The organism is Pantoea sp. Nvir (assembly GCF_009829915.1).
In the GTDB taxonomy this organism is placed as follows: domain Bacteria; phylum Pseudomonadota; class Gammaproteobacteria; order Enterobacterales; family Enterobacteriaceae; genus Pantoea.
In genome coordinates this window covers 217,384-242,478 of record NZ_SZZW01000002.1, presented here as the reverse complement: position 1 = coordinate 242,478, position 25,095 = coordinate 217,384, and the positions used below count along the sequence as shown (strand labels likewise).

The following is a 25,095-nucleotide window of genomic DNA, read 5'->3' as shown; positions in this document are numbered from 1 at the left end:
TGACGATCCTGAGTAGAACAGGATGTTATAAATCTTACCTAAGGTTGTAGGTCCTATAATGCCTTCTCAATATATAAGCTTTGTTTTCGCTTACTTTAAAATGACAAGAGCAGCGCTGTAAAGGGTTTTTAGAGAAAAAGTTCTTTAACAGGTCTTCCTCAAAAAGAATTCTGTAATCTCAATGTTGATGTTTTTATTTAGTAAACCTAGTCCCACTACACGGATAATAATGTAGATGTTAGCTATATCTATCATCTTACTAGAAGAGATTTAGCTCCATTGACCATAGTGATTACCGAAACCTTGTAATAGAGAATTTGGAACTCGGGGAAATACTCATTTCCTCAACCTAAGGTAGATTTAGTCACAGCTTAATATTTTATAATTCATCAGAACCAATTTCTACTAGAATAAACCTAGATAGTAGCTTGCCTATAAATAGCGGTAAATATAACATACTTGTAGAACTTTCATTATACAAAGGACGGACTGACATGACCATTTTATCGACGCTTATTCATTTAGGCAGAAAACATGATTTAGTAGGACAAGTGTCATGTCGAAAACACCAATCGAACTAAAAGGCAGTAATTTTACACTGTCTGTTGTTCATTTACACCATCCTGAGCCTGAAGTAATCCGTAAGGCGCTGCAGGACAAAATTGATCAAGCACCGGATTTTTTAAAAAATGCCCCGGTGGTACTTAATGTAGCAGCACTTAGCAGTAGTGTTAATTGGAAAAAGATGCAGCAGGCGATCATCGCGACTGGTTTACGTGTCGTTGGTGTTAGTGGTTGTAAAGATGCAGAACTGAAGCACATGATTACCCGCTCTGGTTTACCATTATTGCTTGAAGGTAAAGAAAACAAAACAAGTAGTATAATGTCCAACCTTATTAATGTTCATCCCGTTAAGCAGCTAGCCAGCAAAACGCGGATTATCAGCACGCCAGTACGCTCCGGCCAACAGATCTATGCACGCAATACAGATCTAATAGTTACTAGTAGCGTTAGCGCTGGTGCTGAACTGGTCGCCGACGGCAACATTCATATTTATGGTGTAATGAGAGGACGAGTGCTGGCAGGTGCTAGCGGCGATAGTAGCAGCCAGATTTTCTGTACCAATCTAATAGCAGAGTTAGTCTCAATCGCCGGTGAATACTGGATGATGGATCAAATACCGAAGGAATTTTTTGGTAAAGCTATCCATCTATACCTTTCCGAAGGCGCGCTGAACATTCAGATACTCAATTAGGCTACTTTATTCTGTTAAGGAAGTTAATATTATGGCACGCATTATTGTAGTTACATCTGGCAAAGGGGGCGTAGGCAAAACTACGTCAAGCGCGGCCATAGCGACCGGTTTATCACAAAAAGGCAAAAAAACAGTCGTGATTGATTTTGATATCGGCCTACGTAATCTTGATCTTATCATGGGTTGTGAACGCCGCGTAGTTTATGACTTTATCAATGTAATTCAGGGTGATGCCACGCTGAACCAAGCATTAATAAAAGATAAGCGTACCGAAATGCTGCACATCTTACCTGCCTCTCAGACTCGCGATAAAGATGCGCTAATTCGTAAAAGTGTAGAGAAAGTGCTCAAAGATCTAGCCTCTATGGATTTTGAATTCATTGTGTGCGACTCCCCTGCAGGTATCGAAACTGGTGCTCTAATGGCTCTCTACTTCGCTGATGAAGCTATTATTACTACTAATCCTGAGGTATCTTCAGTTCGCGATTCTGACCGTATTCTTGGTATTATTGCTTCTAAGTCTCAACGCGCCGAAAACAGCGATGAGCCGGTTAAAGAGCATCTGCTGTTAACCCGTTATAACCCCGGCAGCGTGAATCGTGGCGATATGCTAAGTATGGAAGACGTACTTGAGATTCTGCGTATTCCGCTGGTAGGTGTTATCCCGGAAGACCAGTCAGTCTTGCGTGCCTCTAACCAAGGTGAGCCCATCATCCTAGATAGCAATTCTGATGCTGGTAAAGCCTACGCTGATACCGTAGATCGGTTACTCGGCGAAGACCGTCCCTTCCGCTTTATTGAAGAAGAAAAGAAGGGTTTTCTAAAACGTCTATTCGGGGGATAAACAATGGCATTACTTGATTTTTTTTTATCCCAGAAGAAGAACACTGCTAATATTGCTAAAGAAAGGCTTCAAATTATCGTAGCAGAGCGTAGAAAGGGCGATAGTGAACCCCACTATCTTCCGCAGCTTAAGCGAGATATTTTGGAAGTGATTTGCAAATATGTGAAGATTGATCCAGATATGGTAACGGTTCAGCTTGAACAGAAGGGCGATGATATTTCTATTCTAGAACTAAACGTGACTTTGCCTGACACGGAAGACACAAATAAATGATTTTCCTGTATCACGGAAAGATTCGGCTCAGAATTTTGTTAATATAGCTTCAATCCGTGCTTTGAAAAGGTCGCCGCGCCATCCTGCCAACAATTCCGGTATACGCGTTTGCGGTTTTAGTCCCCAGTGGTGGCTTAGTACCTGATTTATTTGGCGACGCGACGCTAGTAGTTCATGACTATAACCGGTTTCCTGACTCACCTGCCGCAATAGATCTTTAATAGCTTTAAAGACTTTTTTATAATGTGGATGATCTACTAAGTTTTCAAGCAATGGCGGTAATACCGATTCTGATAGCGATCTAGCCTTATCTACTAGCGAGAGCAGAGTTTTACCGTGGAAACATATTTCGTGGCTTGATAGTCCCAAGTGGTTTAGTTCGCTGATTGATTGTGGCAAAAAACGAGCCACCTTCCATAAATTCTCTTCACGTACGGCAAAATTAAGCGCTATATCTTTTTCACGTGCTAAATTAAGGCGCCATTCAGCCAGTAACTGCAGTGCTGCCAATTGACGAGGACGTAACTGCCAGGCATTGGTTACATAACGCCAAGCTTCCTGCGATTGCAGCACGTCGAGACGACGCTGGCATAGTATCTCACACTCACTGAGCGCTGCATCCATATTACCTACTTCTTCTGTCATTACTATCAGCTGCCGCGCGATTGGCAATAGGTAATGTACGTCAGCCGCCGCATAGTCACATTGACGTTGTGTCAGTGGTCGAGACAGCCAGTTAGTGCGCGCTTCACTCTTATCCAGAATTTTCTGAGTAAAATGCGCAACCATAGCAGCAAATCCCCATGATACCGTCTGACCGCTAAACGCTGCTAAAATCTGCGTATCTATCATTGGCTGAGGCAGTACTCCAAAACGATGCAAGAAAACTTCAAGATCTTCACCGCCTGCGTGCAAAAGTTTTTTTACTTGTTTATCTTTTAGTAAAGAAATAAACGGAGTCCAATCACTGATGTTGAGCGGATCTATCAATGCTAGCTGTTCGCCATCAAATAGCTGAATTAAGCCAAGCTGAGGATAGTAAGTACGAATACGGACAAATTCTGTATCTAGTGCTACAGCTGTATGCTGGCTAGCTTGGTGGCATACAGTTACCAGTTGATCATTTTGTTCGATCAGGGAATAGTTCACGTCTTTTTTTCACCGCTAGAGATTGTACACAGCGCTCCACACCTAACCGCATCATGTAGTTCGTATCGTAAAATTTTCCCGCAGTTACTTTTATGTGGCATATTAAGACACTAAATAATTTCAGGAAAATGTTATTTAACAGCGATGAGTGAGAGCGATCTTAGCTCGGTTACCATTTTTACACTAGGGTATCGCATTTAAATTTTTTCTGTATTGTGGGGATACACGTTAAAACCAAAACGGATATAATATCCTTTTACACTCGATAAGTTGTACAAAACATTAATTATCAATGGTAACAATATTAATCTTAATAAGATTGTTATCTTAAGTACCTCATTACTGCGTTTAGCCGCTGCCTGTATACTTGAATGATATGACGAGATTTTACCGATATACTATTAATTTATATATCTTTAGCAGGTTTTTCTTGTAAATTTTTCAAAAAAATATTCCTGTTTTCAGCACTATTACATACTATCGCGTTGCCGAAAGGTACAGCATTGAGAAATTGAATTTCTCAAAATTTTTGTTATTTAAGATAGGTTAATTACTACAGAGATGTAACTAATAGAATCTAAATAAAAAATTAGAACCGAGCTCGCGAAACTAAGGATATCGCAAAAATTTGTGTTCAATAGATCGCGAACTGCCTGCTATTTCTACAGCTGGTAGTTCACTATCATCAGTGCAAGAAGAATGTACTCGAACGAGTAGCACAGTACCTATATTACTATATAAATTATTTTGTAAGTATAGTGTCCACCACCTGATCACATTCCTTGCTCATCGTCCAGTAAGGATCGAATATCCAATAATTTGAACGGCTCCCACTCTCATTATACGGGTGATTATAAAACATCCAAGGATTCATCGACTGCACTGGCATAATCACTCTTTGAGTAGTGTGCCAACGCTTATAGGATTTTATGTCAACGACCAAAAAGTTATAGAGGGACTGGCCGATAGTATTTTTCTCCGTGCCTTTGATAGTACCTAGGACGGTAACGTAATGGCCATCCAGATCTACTGGGTCCACAAATTTATTAATATCAGCATAGATACGTCCGACCGAGTTGTTCTTAATGCGTGGACGCGCACCGTTATCTAATGGCTGAGTAGCAATTTCTATACGGGTTTTGTCTTTGAGGTTCATCACCTTCATTACTTTACCACCAAAACGAGACTGTTGACCGACATAGAGCGCCGGATTATTCATCACGCGAACTAGATCTTGCTGTAGAGGCACTGAGCTTCCTTTAATTGAGTCCGGTACCGTTGAACAACCGCTTAGCAACAGCATACAAATTAACGATACCCTTAAAATTTCCTTGTGAAATAAGAACATAAATATTTTCCCGAAATATATTTTTTTAGATAAAAGCTTACTGAACCAAGTTAAGCAGAGATTCGCGTCTGAGATTTTTTTTACAGGCTACTTTGTTACGTAAATAGGAAGGAGAAGCCTCCTCCGGTGACACAGTTTTTCCATGCTGCCACATTTGTTGTGCTAGAGGTAGCATATCTTCAGCTGTCGGTAGTTCTACGCCGCTGGCCTTTAATATCAAAGAGTGCTCCTTATGCAGCTGTGAAGGCCACACCTGCCAGCCGCTTCCAGCGATAAACCATTCTCCTTCTAGAGACTGCATACGGCATAGTGCGGTTTTGATTGAAAAGATGCTTTCGCTCATTTCTCCCTGCCAAAAACCCTGCTCATCGCGCTGATATTCAGCCCAGTAAACTTCGCCCATTCGTGCGTTGACAGCTGATAGTACACGTGTAGCACCCTGTAAACGGTAAGCACCTTGCGCCAAAGTCACTAGTGTTGAGATACCAATCATTGGCAACCTTGCGCCTAGCGCAAGGCCCTGTGCGATTCCTATGCCGATACGTACTCCAGTAAAGCTACCAGGACCACGACCGAATGCTAGTACATCTAGCTCTGCCAAATCTAGATTCTGCGCATGTAACAGCCCGTCTATCAGCGGAAGAATGCGCTGAGCATGCTCACGGGGAGTAATTTCAAAACAAGCACTGACCTGTTGTTTGTTGTTCAACGCTGCTGAACAGGCTTCCGTCGCAGTGTCTAACGCTAAGATTCTGAAACACATAACGACCTTCAAAACATAATATTTTAAGAGGACTAAAGGGAAAATCACTCTTTTACTTATTGAGTAAGTGCGGACTATCATATTATCCGATAGTCTGTTTAGGAAAAATGTGCCATAAAGTAAAAACACTAAGTACTACATATTACCAGAAAGCTGTGTTACCCTCTCTATTAAATATCGATATGTAATATCGATCAATTCTAGAAAATTTGCTCTCGTGTAACCATCTCAATCGTAACTGCTGAATATCATTAAAGGGTGATCAGTTGAACAACTTCTTTACAAAAACTGCTGATTGCATTATACCTATATCTACACATAAGTTAAGCAACCGATACAGTCTGGCTTTTCCCTATATTTAGCATTAACCCGGTTATTTTAAACGTGCCGCGACTGGATGACATATGCTGTATATATCTATTAAGTTTGTGTAAATTATAACAATTGAGTACGCGATGCGATCACTCCTAGTATTTAAATATTAAGCTCACTGCCCACTTTCAATAAAACCGTCTTATGTTGAAGTAAACAACTTAAAAATATTGCTTTGTCTTAAAGTACTCAATTTTTGAGAACTCGATAATAGTATCATTATTTTCTATACTGGGTTAACGATAGCGGCTTTTTTTGCTATCAACTGATTTTTATTTACTAGACTACAAGCCATAGTACTTTGATTCAAGTGATCTCATAATCAGGAGATTTGGAAAAATAAGTTTTAGCATCTTTCGTTCACTTCAAAGCGCCTCATATCAACTTCCCCCTAATACAGTTTAGTTTATCACTTTAATAATATGTATATAGCTTGTCCACTTTGGTATGCTGATCTGTATCAGAAAATGCAAGTAGACCTGTAGATATAATTCATCGCTACTTGCAAAGTAGGTATTACTCCTTACCTTATTGCATAATAAACAGGTGTAAATTGAGGAAAAATATGTCAGGCTAGCGCCCTGTTTGCTAGCTAGTTTTGCTGGATTAATGATCTCAACACTCAGTCTACACTATACGCAGAATGCACTTATTAATTACTTTGGCCCAATTTCGCATTTGCCTTGGGCAATGCTGCTCACCTCCGGTAATGCCGATCACGCTGATAACACATTCGATATTCTTACCGCCGATCCATGCACCACTCTATTAACTGAAGGCGCAATTACGACCCTTCAGGCGAAAGGCCTAGTGATTCATTCATCAGAGGATCCATTGCTTCTCGTACAGCAGCAGTGCGATGCACTCGACATACACCCATCTAGCCGGGAATCTCTACCTTTTCAGGGTGGTGCACTTGGTCTTTTCGGCTACGATTTGGGTCGCCGCTTTGAAACGCTACCACAGCTCGCTGTAGATGACTTACAAACACCAGACATGGCGATCGGCATCTATGACTGGGCACTGATTGCTGACCACCACTTACACCGTCTAACGTTAGTATCGCTAGGTGATACAGAGGCGCGGTTCCGATGGCTTTCTCAGTGGAATCAGCGCGATGTTATACCCTTCTCTCTGACCGGAGACTGGCAATCAAACTTAAGCTACGGTGACTATGCACAGCGCTTTCAGAAGGTACAAGGCTATATCCAGGCAGGCGATTGTTATCAAGTTAATCTATCCCAGCGGTTTCAAGCGCCCTATCAAGGCGATGAGTGGCAGGCGTTTTGTCGTCTTAATGTGACGAATCGCGCGCCATTTAGTGCTTTTTTGCGTTTACCAAAAAGCGCTATTCTGAGCTTCTCACCGGAACGCTTTGTGTCTCTCAAAGGAGATAAAATTGAAACCCGACCGATTAAAGGAACCCGCCCACGCTCTGACGATGCAAAGGCTGATCGGATTGCGGCGCTATCGCTAGAGATTTCGGAGAAAGATCGCGCAGAGAATTTGATGATTGTGGACTTAATGCGCAATGATATAGGAAGAGTCGCTGTGCCAAGCTCGGTAAGTGTGCCAGAGTTATTTGTAGTGGAATCATTTCCGGCAGTATATCATTTGGTTAGTACGATACGTGCTCGCTTGCTAAAATCGTTACATGCTAGTGATCTATTGCGTGCCTGTTTTCCTGGAGGTTCCATTACTGGTGCACCAAAGATTCGCGCAATGGAAATTATAGAAGAACTAGAGCCGCATTGCCGTAATGCATGGTGTGGCAGTATTGGTTATCTCAGTCTATGCGGTCGTATGGATACTAGTATCGCCATCCGAACTTTGATAGCTGAACAACAGAAGCTCTTTTGTGCAGCAGGAGGCGGTTTGGTTGCGGACAGTGAGCTAACGGCCGAATATCAAGAAACGCTGCACAAAGTTAGTCGGATTCTACCTATACTATCTAGGTATATCAAATAAGAATACTCAACATAAACAAAGTCTCTATTGCTTGTTTTGATTCTACAAGCAGGCGGACAACCACCAGGTCAATATGGCTGCTATCTGTTATCTTGAAGCAAGCCTTACTTTATTGCTAATGCGCTATTTGTATAAGCATCAGAGCATATATGTCTGCAAAGTAGATTGTCCCCCCCCCAGCACTTTAGAAGGTTGATAAGGCACCCCTTGGTGATTAAAATGTTGTTATACGTAATATTATATGTGGTAAATAAGTAGACGAGTTAGAGATACCAAGCACGAGTGCATCATAACAATAAGAGTTAATAAACTGATTTAGTTGTAGTTAAAGGGGAGAGAAATCAAAGAAAAAATCCATCATAGAGTACTATACAACAACACACTGACAAAAAATTAAATAGTTTTATCCTAGAACTGTCGGTAACTATAATATAATAGTTAATATGTTTCACCAAAAAATCACAAATAAGTAGATTTTAACATCTCATTAAAAATGACATTCTACTATCCTTAACCTTTCGATTACTGATGATTGTCACATAAATTATTTTTTCTCGCACTAAAATAACTCCATCTTATGATGAATTTATCAAATCAAAAGCTTGATGTAATTATTTTCGTTATTTAACCGAGCTTGTCAGAAAATAACCTAGGCAAAAAATCAGAAGAAGAATTCGTATGTTTCAGACGAATCTCTTTAGAACGGAGGGTAGCAAGTGACTATTGCTATAGTAATTGCTATGCACGGATTGGCAGCCGAGCAATTGTTTAAAACAGCAGAAATGTTGTTAGGCAAGCAAAAAAATATTGAATGGGTTGACTTTGTACCAGGGGAAAATACTGAAACACTTATTAAAAAATATCAAACACAGATAAAGAAGTTGGATATATTAAAAGGCATACTCTTTTTAGTCGATACTTGGGGAGGAAGCCCCTTTAACGCAGCCAGTCATATTGTTGTAGGCAAAGAAAATCATGATGTTATATCTGGAGTGAATATCCCTATGCTACTGGAAACGCTAATGGCACGCGATGATGATCCTACCTTTGATAAGTTAGTCTCCATCGCTGTTGAAACTGGACGTGAAGGTATTAAAACACAAAAAAAACAGTTTACTGACACGACGGCTCCAGTCCAGCCGTTGCTTTCAACACAATTAACACCGGACGAGCATATGAAAATCGTACTGGTCCGTATCGACGACCGACTGATTCATGGCCAAGTAGCAACGCGTTGGACCAGAGAGACCAATGTTTCACGCATTATCGTGGTGAGCGATGAAGTAGCCAAAGATCAGGTGCGCAAAACTCTGTTAAGTCAGGTCGCCCCCCCCGGGGTCAGTGCGCATGTGGTAGACATCGACAAGATGGTACGAGTCTGGAATAACCCTAAGTATTCCCAGGACCGAGTGATGCTGCTATTTACAAATCCGACTGACGTACTGCGTATCGTTGAACAGGGCGTAGAAATAAAGTCGGTCAATATCGGAGGTATGGCATTTTGCCAAGGCAAAATACAAGTAAATAATGCTATATCGGTCGATGCAAAAGATATTGCCGCGTTCCATAAGCTTAACGAACTTAATATAGAACTAGAAGTACGGAAAGTTTCTAATGACCCAAAATTAGACATCATAAAATTGATTGCAAAGGTCAACTCGTGAAACATCACTAGCTACGTCTGTGAACTATTTAACGCTCGCTTATTAGATAGTAGGGAGAAAGGAAAGGATATGTTAGAAATAACCTCGTTACAACTCATTCTAATATTCTTTTTAGCTTGTCTTTCAGGTATGGGTTCGATTTTAGATGAATTTCAGTTTCACCGTCCATTGGTAGCGTGCACTCTTATTGGTACAGTACTAGGGGATATGGAAACCGGTATTATCATTGGCGGCACACTAGAAATGATCGCGTTGGGCTGGATGAACATAGGCGCTGCCGTGGCTCCTGATGCGGCGCTCGCTTCAATTATTTCTACTATTTTAGTCATTGCTGGGAAGCAGAGCATCGGCGCTGGTATCGCTTTGGCGATTCCACTGGCTGCTGCAGGCCAAGTACTAACTATTATCGTGCGTACTATTACTGTGGCTTTTCAGCATGCTGCTGATAAGGCGGCGGAAAAAGGAAATCTGACGGCGATTTCTTGGATCCATATCTCTGCACTAGTATTACAGGCAATGCGTATCACCATTCCAGCACTTATTGTGGCGCTTTCCGTCGGTACCAGCAAAGTTCACTTACTGCTTAGCACTATTCCTAAAGTGGTTACTAGTGGCCTGAATATTGCTGGTGGTATAATTGTCGTAGTTGGTTATGCAATGGTCATTAACATGATGCGCGCGAGTTACTTAATGCCTTTTTTCTATCTTGGATTCGTCATCACAGCATTCACTAACTTTAACCTGGTTGCGTTAGGCGTGATCGGTGTGGTGATGGGGGTGCTCTATATACAATTATCGCCGAAATATAACCGTATAGCTTGTACAACTGAAGCTCGTACAGCTCTCCCAGAAAATAAAGATCGTGATGATGAGCTCGACTAAGGAGTGGATGACAACATGGTTAATAAAACAACAATACATAAAAAACTTAATTCTCATGACATGCGTAGCGTATTTTTACGGTCTAACCTTTTCCAAGGTTCTTGGAATTTTGAACGTATGCAGGCGCTGGGTTTCTGTTTTTCAATAGTGCCTGTAATACGCCGTCTCTACCCGGAAAATAACGAGGCTCGAAAACAGGCAATTAAACGCCACCTAGAGTTCTTTAATACACAGCCTTATGCAGCCGCACCGATACTAGGTGTAACGATGGCGATGGAGGAACAGTGTGCAAACGGTGCCAAGATTGATGATAGTGCTATTAACAGCATTAAAGTAGGCCTGATGGGACCATTAGCTGGTGTCGGCGACCCGATTTTCTGGGGAACAGTTCGTCCAGTTTTTGCTGCTCTGGGCGCAGGAATTGCCATGAGAGGTAGCCTGCTAGGCCCTCTATTATTCTTTATTTTATTTAACCTGGTGCGTCTGCTCACCCGCTACTACGGTTTAACTTATGGCTATCGTAAGGGGATTAATATCGTCAGTGATATGAGTGGCGGTTTTTTGCAAAAACTGACAGAGGGCGCTTCAATTCTCGGATTATTTGTGATGGGTGCATTGGTTAATAAGTGGACGCACATCAATATTCCTGTGGTGGTATCACGCGTCGCCGACCAAACTGGGAAAATCAATGTCACTACAATACAATCCATCCTCGATCAACTGATGCCAGGTGTTGTGCCACTGCTGCTTACCTTAGGATGTATGTGGCTACTGCGTCGTAAGGTGAACTCGTTGTTGATTATTGCCGGATTTTTTGTGATTAGTATCTTCGGTTATTGGATAGGCCTACTCGGTTTGTAGTTTCCCAACTGCGCGAGAGTCCTGTTAGATGGATATCACTCTTTATTCGGTATTATTTGTTATGCTTCTATTACTAATTTTCCGCTTCATAAAGTAGTGAGCTGCCACATCGTAAAAAGACGCAGTCACCCGCACCCGGGGAGGATATTCACACGTAGATCACCATACAAGACAAGACCGTCACCCTGCTAGAATTATCCCGGACGCGTTGCTGACTTTTATAACTAGATGTAGGGTACTGAGAGCTCTTCCTTTTTGCGAATTTAACTCATGCAAGTTGATTGCAACCCATAAAATCTGTAAACACTATTCTTTATATGCAATCCATAAGCTTGTAGTAACCATAAGCTTATAGTAATGGTCATTTTTAGGACTGTCTTTATGCACTTTTAATAAACAAGTCATAGCAGTATCGGTTACTTCCAATAATACGCAGCTGACTCAATTTTATACTGTGAAACCTTCACTACACTCTGTTTATATTACAAGCACATATTTATAAAAAATATATGTTGTAATGCATTTACACATGCGAACAGATTTTTTAATGTCTCAAGTTTTAAACACCATGTTGCCGTAATGTTTTACTTCGGTTAAGATGCATGATGAAGCTGGATAAGAACTAGCTTGAGGCACAACAAAAGATCAGCGCTGATGGGCGAGGACTGCACTGCTTTTGATCTGTTCACAAAACACTTGAGCTATGTTCGCAGGTGCAGAACATATAATCTCAATTAATTTTGTATACGCAATGCTTTAACGCTGATTGCATTGCTTATGTACGTACTTGCCACTACGTAATGCCTCAATACGTTTATCGAGAGGGGGATGTGACATAAATATTTCGCTCAATGAGTTGAGCCCTTTTCCATTGATACAGAAGGCTATCATGCTACTCGGTTCTTGAGGTTCATAGCTAGTTTTTAATCGCTGCAGGGCAGCAATCATCTTCTCACGTCCCACTATCCTAGCCGAACCTGCATCAGCGTGGAACTCACGATGACGTGAAAACCACATGGTTATGATACTGGCCAGAACACCAAACACCAACTCCAACACTGTAGACACAGTAAAATAAACTAGTGTATTACTATTACTACTTTCTTCATCATCACGGCTACCAGAAAAAAATCCTGATGCTACGTGCGCGATAATACGAGATATAAAAATCACAAATGTATTCATGATACCTTGCACTAATGTCATAGTAACCATGTCGCCATTATTAATATGTGAAATTTCGTGCGCCAGTACCGCTTCAGCTTCGTCACGACTCATATGCTGAAGCAGACCAGTAGAAACTGCTACCAATGAAGAGTCACGGCGTGCACCGGTCGCAAAGGCATTGATATCTGGTGCGTGGTAGATAGCTACCTGAGGCATTGCTATGCCTGCCTGCTGCGCCTGATTGCCTATAGTATTCATTAGCCAACACTCCGTTTCATCACGGGGTTGTTTAATAACCTCACCATCGACCGAACGTAATGCTATCCACTTTGATAGTAGTAATGAAATAAATGCCCCGCCAAAACCAAACAATCCTGCCATAATCATCAAATTCTGAACACTGCTTGACTGAATTCCCGTGAGGCTAAGAATTACCCCAAAGACTAACATTACAGCTAAGTTGGTCAACAGTAAAAGAGCAATACGCATCATAAAAATTTATCATCCTCAGTTATTCATGGACTGACTACGTATGATATATATCCTAGGGTCATTACACCATCATTCAATCAATAAAACGCACGGTATAGAGGTGCTTTTATACTCTGTATTTTCTCATCTAATAATGGTAGAGCAGACGTGCTCTATATTTTAACCAATTGCACCAGATCAGTAGCGTTTGATAAGCATATTACGGATATCTTTATTATCTTTAACTAATTAGCTTTAAGATAAGCTCATCACACTTTATCTTTGCATTCCTCAGAGTGTTCAGCTCATCCTGATTCTTTGGCCAAGGTTCTTTAGTACGATCTATATCAAGAGTATCGTTATCGGTAAAATGCATTGGGTGACTCAGTATCTCAAGTGCATACTTATAACTCTTAAAACGACGTTTTTGCGCCAGATTATAAAGATCATAAAAAACGCTTAGTTTACCACTATGTAGTGTGTCTCCTAGCATTGTTTTTTTATCGGCGAACTGTGCTATATCCGATGCGACTAATACGTTATAGTGACGGTTAAACATTTTCAAATAGCGATCTAAAATTTTAGCTGAAAAGATTGATCTAGATTAAACCTAAGATAGTGAAATTGAGTTAATCTGTAGGTTACACAGTCGCTGACGATAAAATTTTTTGTATCTTCATAAATCTTGGATATCTTATCGACACTAGTAATAATGTTCTCCGTGCCTAAGGAAGGATCTGATAATAATAGGCCTGAAATAATACTGACTTTTAGCAAAATGCTCAAAATAATGTTCAGCATTTATCATTTTAAAACTGTAAATGTTTTGCACGTACAATCATTGCCATGCCAGAAATTAGCTGAACCCGAATACCATCTTTTGAAACTTCAAGAACGGTAGCATCTATAGCATTTTTACCTGCTTTAACTTTAATCTTTTGGCCAGGTTTCAAAGTCGCAGTATTGGTAATGGATTTTAGTTGTACCGCTGGATGTAAGGAAGTTTCTCCCACTTGAGGCTGTGCCTTATTACACTTGACATACCTATTCCGATGATACAGTTCATCTTTATCTGAACCTAATTCTCTTTTTTTAGAGACTTTCTGCTGCGCTCGATAAGCCTGAGCACGCGCTTTCGCTTCTTTCAATTGCTGACGTGCATGATGCACATGTTGTTCCTCTAACGTGCAGCAAGCGTTACCGTCGAGATCGACGCGCACCGCACCTATTTTAATACTGTAGAGATAACGCCAACTAGAAGTATATAGACGTAGAGCGGAACGTAATTGCGTTCGGCTCACACCTATTTTACCTGCTACACGTTCTATTAAATCCTGAAATATGCCAATTTTAAGCGGACGTGCTTCACCTTCTACGCTAAAACAATTTGGAAAATATTCCGCTAGAAATGCGATCACTTCTTTACTGCTTTTCAACTTAGGTTGATTTTCCATGAAATTTCCTGATTACAACGGGATTGCCAAATAGCAAGAATAAGCAGGCAACATTATGATGACAATATCTATAATCAGCATGTAATTCAATTTATTAGATGCGCCCCATCTATAGAAATTCTTAATTTTCTCTGTTCATAGTATGTCGTAAAGTTATCAATCATTTCCAATAGCTCAGCTTTATTCTTCTGTAGAAGCGTTAAACACTGTTCTGTTGATTATTCTTAGTATATACCGATTGCCGCGCTGTTTAGTGTCTAAGAAATAAAGATTTCGTTGTTACTAGTGCACTTGTAATCAATGTGCTCAGGGAATATATGCACTCTTTTGTTTCTTCTTCCGTATTGTTTTTCATGGCATCGTGCCGTAAACCCCTTTATATACTAGAATAAAGACACAAGAGTTTTGTCTTATTAAAACGGTTCTCATGCCAGCGTTTTATCTGTAGTTATCAGGTAAGAACTATGCTCCCAATTAACACTATTGAAGCATTCATATAATAGCACACTGAAATTGCCTATCAGCTCGGCAAATAATAATGTTTCTCCTCTAAGGAAGGCTGCTATATCAAGATTCAAAGCAACACACAAGGGAAGTCTTGTTCATTATTTAAATAATAATATTGACAGTATAATTTAACCATCTATCTATTAAAATTAGCACCAAATATTTTTAAAACCATATGGTAGATCAAGATCATCTCGTTGTGACTATAACATTAATTTTCATGTATCTAACAAAGGCCCTATGAGGAGACCACCAAGAGTTTAATAAAGTTTTACGCCATGAGGTGATGACTGCATACTGATCACAATTACACTTATCTAGTTAAAAGCTACTGTCATTCTCAGAAAATTTACTTTATGAGTTAACTATTATATTACGCACGTTGTCAGCGTTATCCGACATTAGAGACACTTTTTCCCTGACTGTATATGTAATATATATGAAATCATACTCATTTGCCTCCTTGTTTAATATCAAATATGGTGTTGTTGTTGCCTAAGGTACAGTATCCTCATACTACCATCAGATAACCACACTATCCGGAAACATAGGTACTTTTTTGATAATTCAAAATATGACTTCAGCATTCGTTTTATAAATGCAAATATTATTGTTAAGAGATGAAGTCAAGTAATACAGCATGATTTAATAAATGATGAACATTATTCACTAACATTAGAGCAGATAACTCAAGTTGCTTCCTTTTCTACATAGTTCGATAAAAACCTTAATCCAAAATAGTTATTGCCTTACATCTCTATGCTTTAATTGATGCTGTCAGTCTGGTTTTTTCTACCAGAGGCAATTTAGTTCTAGGTTTATGCCTTTTCGCGAATCCAATATTCGTACACGAATCTTTTTTACAGTATAGGGTTGTAAAAACTCTAATAAATGTGGGCACGAATAACAATGCAAAAGCTTCATTAGTAGAAGCTGGTCAGCGAGTACAATAGAGAATACTCTAGAGAGAATAAAATTTTTATTTACTAAACTACTAAGCAGCTTATTGAAAAATAATTAGGTTGATAGGCCTCCTCCCTGTTAGGTAAATTATTATCTAATGGTTGTCACTAAAGAATAGAACCTTCGTTCTATAGCCCACTTCTCTAAATTCTCTAAATAAGTATTCAGCACATATTTAAAAAATTCTTCATGTCTATCTCTTTCGTAAAGGAATCAAATGTTTAATAAATTAAGAGGTATATACTTTAAGGATATAGTGTAATGAGAAAAGAGGATGTAAATTCATGTTGTTAGATGCAGTTTTAACACTTAGATATTTTCTCGTGTTTTTATCTAGTAAAATATATAGTAGAATTCTACGCCTATGCCGTACATTATATTATAATTACACACCTTATTTGCAGAATAAAAAACAACGAGCTTGCCATAAGCCGGGTAGATATGGTGTAGTACCAACGTAAGGCTCCAGCTGTATTGCTGGTAGTGCCGGTAGTGCCGGTACGACCAAACAAAACCAAATAAGGAAATTACTTTTTGATTGATGATATGGACGGATGGATGTAGCGCTTTACTTTAATTTTAATCAGAGTAGTTTTCCAGTTTTTCTGTGAATCACTATTTCTACTTGCTATAAGAAATAAAAATGTAAATTAAATGAACAGAGGATTTATGTTTTATGTAAGGACTACTTAGCGTGACGAATTTTTATTTCCTATACACCACGATTATATAATATATTTTTTATCAGAAGAATTTATTTTCAATAAATTAGGCTTAGAAAATTTAAAACACAATTTAAAAAAAAGACCGAACACGAGTCCTGTATTCGGTCCAAGGAAATGGCTCTTTGAGAGCCGTATGCTAAAGTTGGCATTAATGTATGTGATTTTACTTTATCATCTAAATCTAGATTATTTTTTAAAAAAATTCCAGTAAACGGTCAATAAGGTGAGGAGCTCTTCTATAAGAGCCAGATTATGTAGTCCTAATGAAGTGTTAGGTGGTGATTTCATACAACGTAAAATACACCAGGCAATTGCTACAGACTTATCATCTGGTCCTACGAAAATAATAGACTGCTTCTATCTATACTCATCACAACTACACGCCTGTCTGTTCTATGTTTTGCCGATTTCAAAATTGCTAAGATTAATAATATGCTATTCTAGCACCTAGCTATAGAAAATAATAATCCTATTTACAGAGAATTATTTTTTCACTAAAAAATAATATAATCAGTTAATTAGTGAAAAGGAATTATAAGAATAAATAATTTGAGATGACTTTCCGCTAGGCGCAAACAAAACGCCAGTAAGTAGGAATTGATTTATTAGCCTTTTATAAAAATTCCAGATGAGCATATACGCCAGTACGTACAATCTTAACTGATTAGTTTTAGCACGATAGTAGTGCACCATAACTTCTGGTAATATCTCTTTTCTTGTAACCATAGCAACGATGCAAATGTGAGAACATGTACGCCAATGATTTAAATCTGTAAGTATTAATAATACTATTATTTGTCTTTAATTCAGATAATCATAGGAATGAATAATCTTCCCTAATTTCAGGAGATTTGTATGAGTAAAAACTTAGCACTGCTTCCTCAGGAAGAAAAAGATAAAATCAAAGTTGAATTGGCCGCAGCGGGGGTAGCGTTTAAAGAACGCTATGCAATGTCAGTTATGGCAGAGATGGTTAAAAACGAGCAGCCTACCGAACTCCGTGATTGGTTTTGCCAGCGTCTAATGTACTACCGTCAAACATCTCGGAATTTTTCGCGCTTACCTTATAAATCCAAAAAGAAGTAAAGTATGCTACGTGTAGATTATTATGCGATGACGGTATTTTGTATTAACTTTATCAAAGTGATCGTGTGGGCAAATTCAAGTTCCAAAAGGTAATAAGACGATTATTAATTAGTTTTTTTAATTCTGCTATTATGACATTTTTGGTGTATCTTTCAAAGATACACAGCTTAATAAGATTATACTATAATACCGTTTAGAGTAAGTACTGTCATTACATCACATACAGTCATCAAGTGTTAAGTCATAATCTAAAACTGGAGGTACACCCAGATTTTAGATCTTCAAATTTATTTAACGTTTTAAGATGACTACCTACGACATACGATGCTATTAATCTACATTAACATTAATAAAACAGAACTAGCAATATTCTAGTTCTGTTTTATTAATGTTAATGTACTGTATATGAAATATACATAAATAAAATAGATATAAAATAATGCTTATTATAATACAGAATATATGCAAAATCCGTGTAACACACATAGAAAAGTAGCCTGATTAGTGAATACTGTGCTCAGTAATGATGATGATTTTCCTGTTTTCAATACCGACGTTGCTTTTAGCAAAAAAAACAGAAGTCCCTCTACCACTTACAAGACACAATTAGTCTAATAATATCTAAATCTTTCTAAGAACAGTACCCTTATTGCGCTAAGATTAAGGTAGTTGTTTGTATAAATTCTACAGAAAGTACCCCTGATAATTAGATATATTTAATTAACTTTTTTAAGAAATTGTCGGTAGGTGATAAATAACTTTATACAGTGATATGGCAATAGCACATCGTTAAAAAGATACTGTTTAACGGTATAGAAAAAGAGAACACATTGAGAGCTAATTTCAGTTCTTTTCGCATTCGTTCCATGAACGACCGTCTCGTGTAAGCATCTCTACGGATGCGATTGGTCCCCAAGTACCTGCCGGATAAGGTTTGGAATAATCTCCGTCAGTTTTCCAGGCTTCGATAATAGAATCTATATAAGTCCATGCCGCTTCTACCTCATCGCGTCGTACAAAAAGTGCCTGGATGCCACGCATGATTTCCAGTAGCAGCCGTTCATAGGCATCGGCCAAGTGTGATTGATTAAAGGTCTCAGAGTAGCTCAAATCTAACTTGGTAGTCTGTAGTTTATGCTTATGGTCAAGTCCTGGTACTTTGTTAAGAATCTCAATATCCACTCCTTCATCCGGCTGTAAGCGAATAGTGAGCTTATTTTGTGGTAGATTAGAGTAAGAGTCCTTAAACAGGTTCATCTCTGGATTTTTAAAATATACTACAACTTCAGAGCATTTAGTTGGTAACCTCTTCCCAGTACGAAGATAGAACGGTACACCAGCCCAGCGCCAGTTATCAATATCAACACGAATAGCAACTAATGTTTCAGTGGAGCTTAATTTATTCGATCCTTCTTCTTCCAGATAGCCCGGTACTTTTTTGCCACGCACAAATCCAGAAGTATACTGTCCTCGTACAGTTTTGTCACGCACGTTGGTCTCGTCGATTCGGCGAAGTGATTTTAGTACTTTCACTTTTTCGTCGCGAATAGCGTCTGCGCTGAGATCAGAAGGTGGCGACATAGCAATCATAGTAAGAATTTGTAATAGATGATTCTGGATCATGTCACGCATCTGACCAGCTTGATCAAAGTAGCCCCAGCGGCCTTCAATCCCAACCTCTTCTGCAACAGTGATCTGTACATGATCGATAGTACGGTTATCCCAGTTGTTGACAAAAATAGAGTTAGCAAAACGCAGCGCTAGCAAATTCAACACAGTTTCTTTGCCAAGATAGTGGTCAATACGGAATACTTGATTTTCTTCGAAAAATTCACCGACAGCGTCGTTAATTTCTCTGGAGGTTTTCAGCGAGTTGCCAAGAGGCTTTTCCATTACTACACGCGCCGGTTTGGTATTCATCTTAGCAGCACCGAGACCTTTACAGATTGATCCAAAAGTGTTCGGCGGCATTGCTAAGTAGTTTATAGTAGTACGTTTTTTCAGGTTAAGCATCTTGCTCAATTTTTGAAAATGAGCAATATCGTTAATGTCTAGGTTACAGAAGTCAAGACGTTTGCTCAGTTGATCCCACAGCTCTTCGTCAATCTTCTTTGCCATAAATTTGCCCAAAGATTCACGGACTACTCTTCTGTAGGTTACTTTGTCCCAGTCAGCACGTCCCACACCGATAATACGAGTGTCCTCGTGGATATGTCCTGCTTTTTCTAACTGATACAGTGAAGGTAATAGTTTCCGACGTGCAAGATCGCCTTTGGCGCCGAATATTACCAAATCACATGCCTGGGCTGTTTGGGTCATCACCATTTCTTCTCCTGATTTAGGACCATCCTATTTGTAAGCAGCCTCATCCACTTAATGCTTATTATGTTTCTCTTGTAGTACAATATTCTTACTTAGAAAAGTCAGATAAACTATATGCGTTAGTCTGCATAGTTAATTCTGTAAAGAGTACTAATGTTTTGTTACTGCATGTGAATTTATCCTGTTCTACATATCTTCGATATCAGCGTAATTCTACGCTAAGTCCGATCAAATTATGATCAAAATCTTTTTTATTAAATTATTGTTTAGGGTCGGTCTGTGTATGCGTACGACCAGTGAATAAATATTCATTTTACGCTAAGCATTCACAGTTTTTTCAAGGGTTACAGCCTTGGCTTTTAGCATATAACATGCCATATAATTTCATATTATTTTGTTTTTTTAAGGATTTATGCACTTTGCATCTACCTACAGTCTACTTACTAGGGGAGTAGTGCACTCTGATATGTCATAAGGCGATAATGAGTTAGTGAGAATATTTTCGTTCAGTGACAAAAAATTGTAAAAGGTTTCAATGCAAAAATAATTGCCTAGTTCGCATGTGATAATTGATAAGATTGCCTTATTATAATTATACTTTATTTGTTTCACAGAAAATAAAGCTGTTCCCACATTAGTGCATTTAACGTCTGTTAAAGTGCGAATTTCTGGAAAACCTAAAATGGATAGAAAGAAGTGTTGTAAGAGTTATTTTTTAAAATAATAGACGCGGGCACACAATATGACGTAAATTAGCATTATATGTACAATATGTGTCGTGACACAGGCAATTCTTCATTTAGAATAGTAGCGATCTGCACATTTTAGGAAAAAAATTTTCCAACGGAGTCCTATATGTCAAGACGTCTCAGAAGAACCAAGATCGTTACAACCCTCGGCCCTGCTACTGACTGCGACAATAATTTGGAAAAAATTATTGTCGCAGGTGCGAACGTGGTACGACTCAACTTCTCTCATGGTACTCTAGAGGATCATCAGCGACGTGCACAGAAAGTTCGTGAAATCGCCGAAAAATTAGGCCGACACGTTGCTATTTTAGGTGATCTGCAGGGACCAAAAATTCGTATTTCAACTTTTAGAGATGGTAAAATTTTCCTTAATGTTGGGGATCGCTTTTTACTTGACTCTAACCTGAATAAAGAAGCAGGTGATAAAGAGAAAGTCAGCATCGATTATAAAGGCTTATCAGAAGATGTCGTGCCAAATGATATTTTACTGCTTGACGATGGTCGGGTGCAGCTGAGAGTGTTGGAAGTACAGGACGTAAGGGTATTGACTGAAGTTACTGTTGGAGGACCACTTTCCAATAATAAAGGTATTAATAAGCTTGGTGGCGGCCTGTCTGCAGAAGCGCTGACAGAAAAAGATAAAGCAGATATCATTACGGCTGCGAAGATTGGCGTTGATTATTTAGCTGTTTCTTTTCCGCGTAGCGGTGAAGATATGGACTATGCGCGTTCCCTGGCGCTTAAAGCAGGTTGTGAAGCTAAATTAGTTGCAAAAGTGGAACGCGCCGAAGCCGTAGCGACGCAGGAAGCTATGGATAATATCATCCTTGCGTCCGAAGTAGTAATGGTGGCGCGCGGTGATTTAGGTGTTGAAATTGGTCACCCTGAGCTAGTTGGAATACAGAAGGCACTGATCCGTCGAGCACGTCAGTTAAATCGCACTATTATCACCGCTACGCAAATGATGGAGTCAATGATCACTAATCCTATGCCAACGCGCGCCGAAGTAATGGATGTAGCCAACGCCGTGCTAGATGGCACTGATGCAGTGATGCTGTCAGCAGAAACTGCAGCGGGCCAATATCCTGCTGAAACCGTTTCTGCAATGGCAAAAGTTTGTCTGGGTGCAGAAAAGATCCCTAGCGCCAACGTCTCTAAACATCGTCTAGAAGTGACTTCTGATAATATTGAAGAAGTAATTTCCATGTCGGCGATGTATGCGGCAAACCATTTACAAGGAGTTACCGCTATTATAACTATGACTGAGTCAGGGCGTACTGCGCTGATAACCTCACGTATTACTTCTGGTCTCCCAATATTTGCTATGTCACGTCATGAGCGCACGCTAAACCTAACTGCTCTTTATCGTGGTGTAACACCGGTGTTCTTCAATAGTAATAAAGATGGTGTTGCCGCCGCGTACGATGCAATCAATTTGCTTTGCGACAAAGGCTTTTTGATGTCTGGCGATTTGGTTATTGTGACTCAAGGAGATATCATGGGAGCGACTGGTACTACTAACACTAGCCGGGCACTGCGTGTATACTAAATTAGTATTAGATTTTAATGTAATTTTTACAAATTTGTTAATCGCGTTTTACTTTTGATAGAGACTACTACTATGACACTATTAAAAAATAGTGCATTTGGGGAGTAGTCTCGACACTCTTCTATCCCTATGAAATAGCATAAATTAAAACACTGACTATCTAGCACTAATGAAATTATTTTCACTTCGTGTGTACGTATTTAATGTAGTGAAAAACATGATAATTAGATTGATTCTTCAGTGCTTTGTTTGCCAATAACATCACAACCTGAATCTATAGCTCTTCTCTTATACTATTTGGGATAGAGTTCTTGACGTTTGTAAGGTTCTATATCACCTTCTTTGCGCGTTTTAAGTAATTTTAAGATCCAGCTGTATTGTTCAGGATAAGGACGCACAAAGATCTCTACTTCTTCATTCATACGCCGTGCCAAGGTTTTGTCGTCGGCGTTAAGTAAGTCCTCCATAGGAGGACGTACATAGACTTCTAATTTATGCACCTTGCTATTATAAACTGGAAATAAAGGCACAATACGTGCACTACATACCTTCATTAGACGACCTACGACAGGTAGCGTAGCTTTATAGGTAGCGAAGAAATCGACAAACTCACTATATTTGGCACCATGATCCTGATCAGGCAAGTAGTAACCCCAGTAACCTTGACGTACGGAGCTGATAAAGTGCTTTATACCATCATTACGGGCATGCATACGTCCACCAAAGCGAAGGCGTACGCTATTCCAAACGTAATCGAGCAACGGATTGCTCTGGTTATGGAACATTGCTGCCATCATCTGGCCTTCTGAGGCAAGCAACATTGCTGGAATATCTACAGCCCAGCTATGCGGTACAAGGAAAATGACATTTTGTTTTTCATTCTGCATCTGATCAATAATTTCACGCCCAAACCATTCGACGCGTTGACTAATACGTATCGGATCACGTATGCCAAGTTCAGCCATCATTACAATCGCCTGCAGTGCAGTGGAAAACATGCGCTCTGCAATAGCGCTGCGCTCGTCTTCACTCTCTTCGGGGAGACAGTAGTAAAGATTGATAAGTGCACGTCGATAGGCACCCTTAGCTAGTTTCCTCCCTATTTTCCCTAAAATACTAAGCATAGGATCTCTTATTTTAACCGGCAATATCGCCATACTTACCAGTGCTCCTATTACCATCCAGCTAACCCAGTATCTGGGTTTTAGAAAAGAAAGTTTAAAAATAGGGATAAATTCAATATTGTTTTTTTTTAGAGTTTCCATAGCTCGCCTCAATCAAGGATTTGTTAATGATAGTGGCGAAAGGTGAATTTACAATTCATGAAGCAAAAAGGAGAAAAAAACAATGTATAACGTGTCGTATTTCTACCTTGAATCGCGATAGAGTTATCTAAAATTTAGCGGTGGTAAGTAGCTTTTCACCTGATTTAGGTAATTACGGCGCGCTTTACCAGTCAAACCTTCTATACGCGGTAATTTCGCCGTTAGCGGATTCACTGCCCGGTTATTTATCCATACTTCAAAGTGTAGATGTGGTCCGGTGGATCGTCCAGTATTACCTGATAGCGCAATACGGTCGCCATGTTTCACTTTCTGACCAGGTTTTACCAGAACTTTTTTTAAATGCATATAGCGCGTCATATATCGTTGCCCGTGACGAATAGCAATATAATTGCCCGAGGCTCCGCCGTTTTTTGCTGCTACTACTTCGCCGTCACTTACTGTCATCACTGACGTCCCAACAGGAAGTGCGAAGTCAACACCTTTATGTGGTGCAATACGTCCGGTTATGGGATTGAGACGTCTCGGATTAAAATGAGAGGAAACTCTATATTGCTTGACTGTCGGAAAACGCATAAATCCATGTGCGAGACCTGAACCGTTGCGATCGTAGAATTTACCATCTTTTGTACGGAATGCGTAATAATCTTTACCACCTGAACGTAACCGTACCCCAAGTATCTTGCTCTGTGTACTCTTTCCATTAAGTATTTTACTAGATATCAGAATACTGAAATTATCTCCGGTTTTTAGCTTACGAAAATCCATTTGCCACTGTAGTACTTTCATTACAGCGCTGATTTCACTACTGATAATGCCTGCGCGCTGCGCGCTGGCAGCGAAGCTGCCGTGCACTTCGCCTTTAATGACTCTTTTCTGCCATTCACCTTTTTGTATCTTGCTGGATTGCATGGTAAAGGAGCCATTGTGACTGCACTGATATGTACGTGTTTCACGTTGGTTCATCTTCCAAGTCAGTAATTGCAGTGTACCATCATTAGCTATGGTCCAACTTAATTTCTGTCCAACCTTCAAATGACGTAGCATCTTATCCCTGTTGGTTAATGCGTTAATGTTTTCCATATCAATACCGTACTGATTTAGCACACCGATGAGTGTATCTCCTGAAGAGATGGTGTATTCGCTCTTAGCAGTGACGTCAGGAAGATCTTTTCTAATATTACCTATTGGTAACTTTTCTTTTATTTTAGAAGTAACTTGATGAATCGGCGCTTTGGCATTTGGTGGTAAAGTAGACAGATGATTCTTATTTAAATTAATGTGTTGCACAATTGGGATTATATCTTTTATGCAACGGTAGGCGTAAGGACTCCAGACGGCAACGGCTAGAGTAATAATAGTTAAAGATCCCAACATAACACGTTGATGTAGGGGCAACTTATTAAATATAAAGGTAACAGGGTGTGCTATCTGCTGCAA

The 25,095-nt window shown here is 39.5% G+C and carries 18 protein-coding genes; 9 read left to right on the top strand and 9 right to left on the bottom strand.

Annotated elements, in window-relative coordinates:
* Positions 1 to 556: 556 nt before the first annotated feature.
* The 3 genes from minC to minE are packed head-to-tail and all read left to right on the top strand — an operon-like array spanning position 557 to position 2,372.
* On the top strand, positions 557 to 1,255 hold the full coding sequence (minC, locus tag FD729_RS02775; protein ID WP_159931760.1) for a septum site-determining protein MinC: 699 nt from the start codon (positions 557 to 559) through the stop codon (positions 1,253 to 1,255).
* A 31-nt stretch (positions 1,256 to 1,286) separates the two neighbouring features.
* Positions 1,287 to 2,099 (top strand): septum site-determining protein MinD, encoded by an 813-nt coding sequence (minD, locus tag FD729_RS02770; RefSeq protein WP_159931759.1) that lies wholly within the window; start codon positions 1,287 to 1,289, stop codon positions 2,097 to 2,099.
* Between the two features lie 3 nt (positions 2,100 to 2,102).
* Positions 2,103 to 2,372 (top strand): cell division topological specificity factor MinE, encoded by a 270-nt coding sequence (gene minE, locus FD729_RS02765; protein WP_159931758.1) that lies wholly within the window; start codon positions 2,103 to 2,105, stop codon positions 2,370 to 2,372.
* Between the two features lie 27 nt (positions 2,373 to 2,399).
* Here the strand turns inward: minE and rnd are convergent, their stop codons facing one another.
* From rnd to tsaB, 3 genes are all read right to left on the bottom strand, one after another.
* Positions 2,400 to 3,521: a ribonuclease D gene (gene rnd, locus FD729_RS02760; protein WP_159931757.1), complete on the bottom strand. Its 1,122-nt coding sequence runs from the start codon at positions 3,519 to 3,521 to the stop codon at positions 2,400 to 2,402.
* 742 nt (positions 3,522 to 4,263) lie between these two features.
* Positions 4,264 to 4,824 (bottom strand): Slp family lipoprotein, encoded by a 561-nt coding sequence (locus tag FD729_RS02755; protein WP_304622076.1) that lies wholly within the window; start codon positions 4,822 to 4,824, stop codon positions 4,264 to 4,266.
* An 82-nt stretch (positions 4,825 to 4,906) separates the two neighbouring features.
* Entirely contained in the window at positions 4,907 to 5,632 is a 726-nt protein-coding gene (gene tsaB, locus FD729_RS02750; RefSeq protein ID WP_159931755.1) for a tRNA (adenosine(37)-N6)-threonylcarbamoyltransferase complex dimerization subunit type 1 TsaB, read from the bottom strand.
* Positions 5,633 to 6,613: 981 nt separating this feature from the next.
* Between tsaB and pabB the strand changes: the two genes are divergently transcribed.
* The 4 genes from pabB to FD729_RS02730 all read left to right on the top strand — a co-directional run bounded on the left by pabB (position 6,614) and on the right by FD729_RS02730 (position 11,379).
* Positions 6,614 to 7,972: an aminodeoxychorismate synthase component 1 gene (gene pabB, locus FD729_RS02745; RefSeq protein WP_159931754.1), complete on the top strand. Its 1,359-nt coding sequence runs from the start codon at positions 6,614 to 6,616 to the stop codon at positions 7,970 to 7,972.
* A 716-nt stretch (positions 7,973 to 8,688) separates the two neighbouring features.
* Positions 8,689 to 9,636: a PTS mannose transporter subunit IIAB gene (gene manX / locus FD729_RS02740; protein ID WP_159931753.1), complete on the top strand. Its 948-nt coding sequence runs from the start codon at positions 8,689 to 8,691 to the stop codon at positions 9,634 to 9,636.
* Positions 9,637 to 9,705: 69 nt separating this feature from the next.
* Positions 9,706 to 10,518: a PTS mannose/fructose/sorbose transporter subunit IIC gene (locus tag FD729_RS02735; RefSeq protein WP_159931752.1), complete on the top strand. Its 813-nt coding sequence runs from the start codon at positions 9,706 to 9,708 to the stop codon at positions 10,516 to 10,518.
* Between the two features lie 15 nt (positions 10,519 to 10,533).
* Positions 10,534 to 11,379, top strand: coding sequence for a PTS mannose transporter subunit IID (locus FD729_RS02730; RefSeq protein WP_159931751.1), 846 nt, complete (start codon positions 10,534 to 10,536; stop codon positions 11,377 to 11,379).
* A gap of 756 nt (positions 11,380 to 12,135) precedes the next feature.
* On the opposite strand, the gene htpX is transcribed toward FD729_RS02730, so the two are convergent.
* From htpX to proQ, 3 genes are all read right to left on the bottom strand, one after another.
* Positions 12,136 to 13,038 (bottom strand): protease HtpX, encoded by a 903-nt coding sequence (gene htpX / locus FD729_RS02725; protein WP_159931750.1) that lies wholly within the window; start codon positions 13,036 to 13,038, stop codon positions 12,136 to 12,138.
* Positions 13,039 to 13,258: 220 nt separating this feature from the next.
* Positions 13,259 to 13,576, bottom strand: a complete 318-nt coding sequence (locus FD729_RS05285) for a hypothetical protein (RefSeq protein WP_236421733.1) — start codon at positions 13,574 to 13,576, stop codon at positions 13,259 to 13,261.
* A 250-nt stretch (positions 13,577 to 13,826) separates the two neighbouring features.
* A complete protein-coding gene (gene proQ, locus FD729_RS02715; RefSeq protein WP_159931749.1) occupies positions 13,827 to 14,471 on the bottom strand; it encodes an RNA chaperone ProQ in 645 nt (214 codons plus the stop codon).
* Between the two features lie 3,050 nt (positions 14,472 to 17,521).
* On the opposite strand from proQ, the gene FD729_RS02710 reads away from it, so the two are divergent.
* A complete protein-coding gene (locus tag FD729_RS02710) occupies positions 17,522 to 17,752 on the top strand; it encodes a DNA polymerase III subunit theta (RefSeq protein WP_159931748.1) in 231 nt (76 codons plus the stop codon).
* Positions 17,753 to 18,595: 843 nt separating this feature from the next.
* Here the strand turns inward: FD729_RS02710 and zwf are convergent.
* A complete protein-coding gene (gene zwf / locus FD729_RS02705; RefSeq protein ID WP_159931747.1) occupies positions 18,596 to 20,077 on the bottom strand; it encodes a glucose-6-phosphate dehydrogenase in 1,482 nt (493 codons plus the stop codon).
* A gap of 852 nt (positions 20,078 to 20,929) precedes the next feature.
* Between zwf and pyk the strand changes: the two genes are divergently transcribed.
* Complete coding sequence (pyk, locus tag FD729_RS02700; RefSeq protein ID WP_159931746.1) at positions 20,930 to 22,372, top strand: pyruvate kinase; 1,443 nt, start codon at positions 20,930 to 20,932, stop codon at positions 22,370 to 22,372.
* Between the two features lie 293 nt (positions 22,373 to 22,665).
* Here pyk and lpxM read toward each other — a convergent pair whose 3' ends face one another.
* Both lpxM and mepM read right to left on the bottom strand, forming a co-directional pair.
* Positions 22,666 to 23,637, bottom strand: coding sequence for a lauroyl-Kdo(2)-lipid IV(A) myristoyltransferase (lpxM, locus tag FD729_RS02695; protein WP_159931745.1), 972 nt, complete (start codon positions 23,635 to 23,637; stop codon positions 22,666 to 22,668).
* Positions 23,638 to 23,760: 123 nt separating this feature from the next.
* Complete coding sequence (gene mepM, locus FD729_RS02690) at positions 23,761 to 25,095, bottom strand: murein DD-endopeptidase MepM (RefSeq protein ID WP_159931744.1); 1,335 nt, start codon at positions 25,093 to 25,095, stop codon at positions 23,761 to 23,763.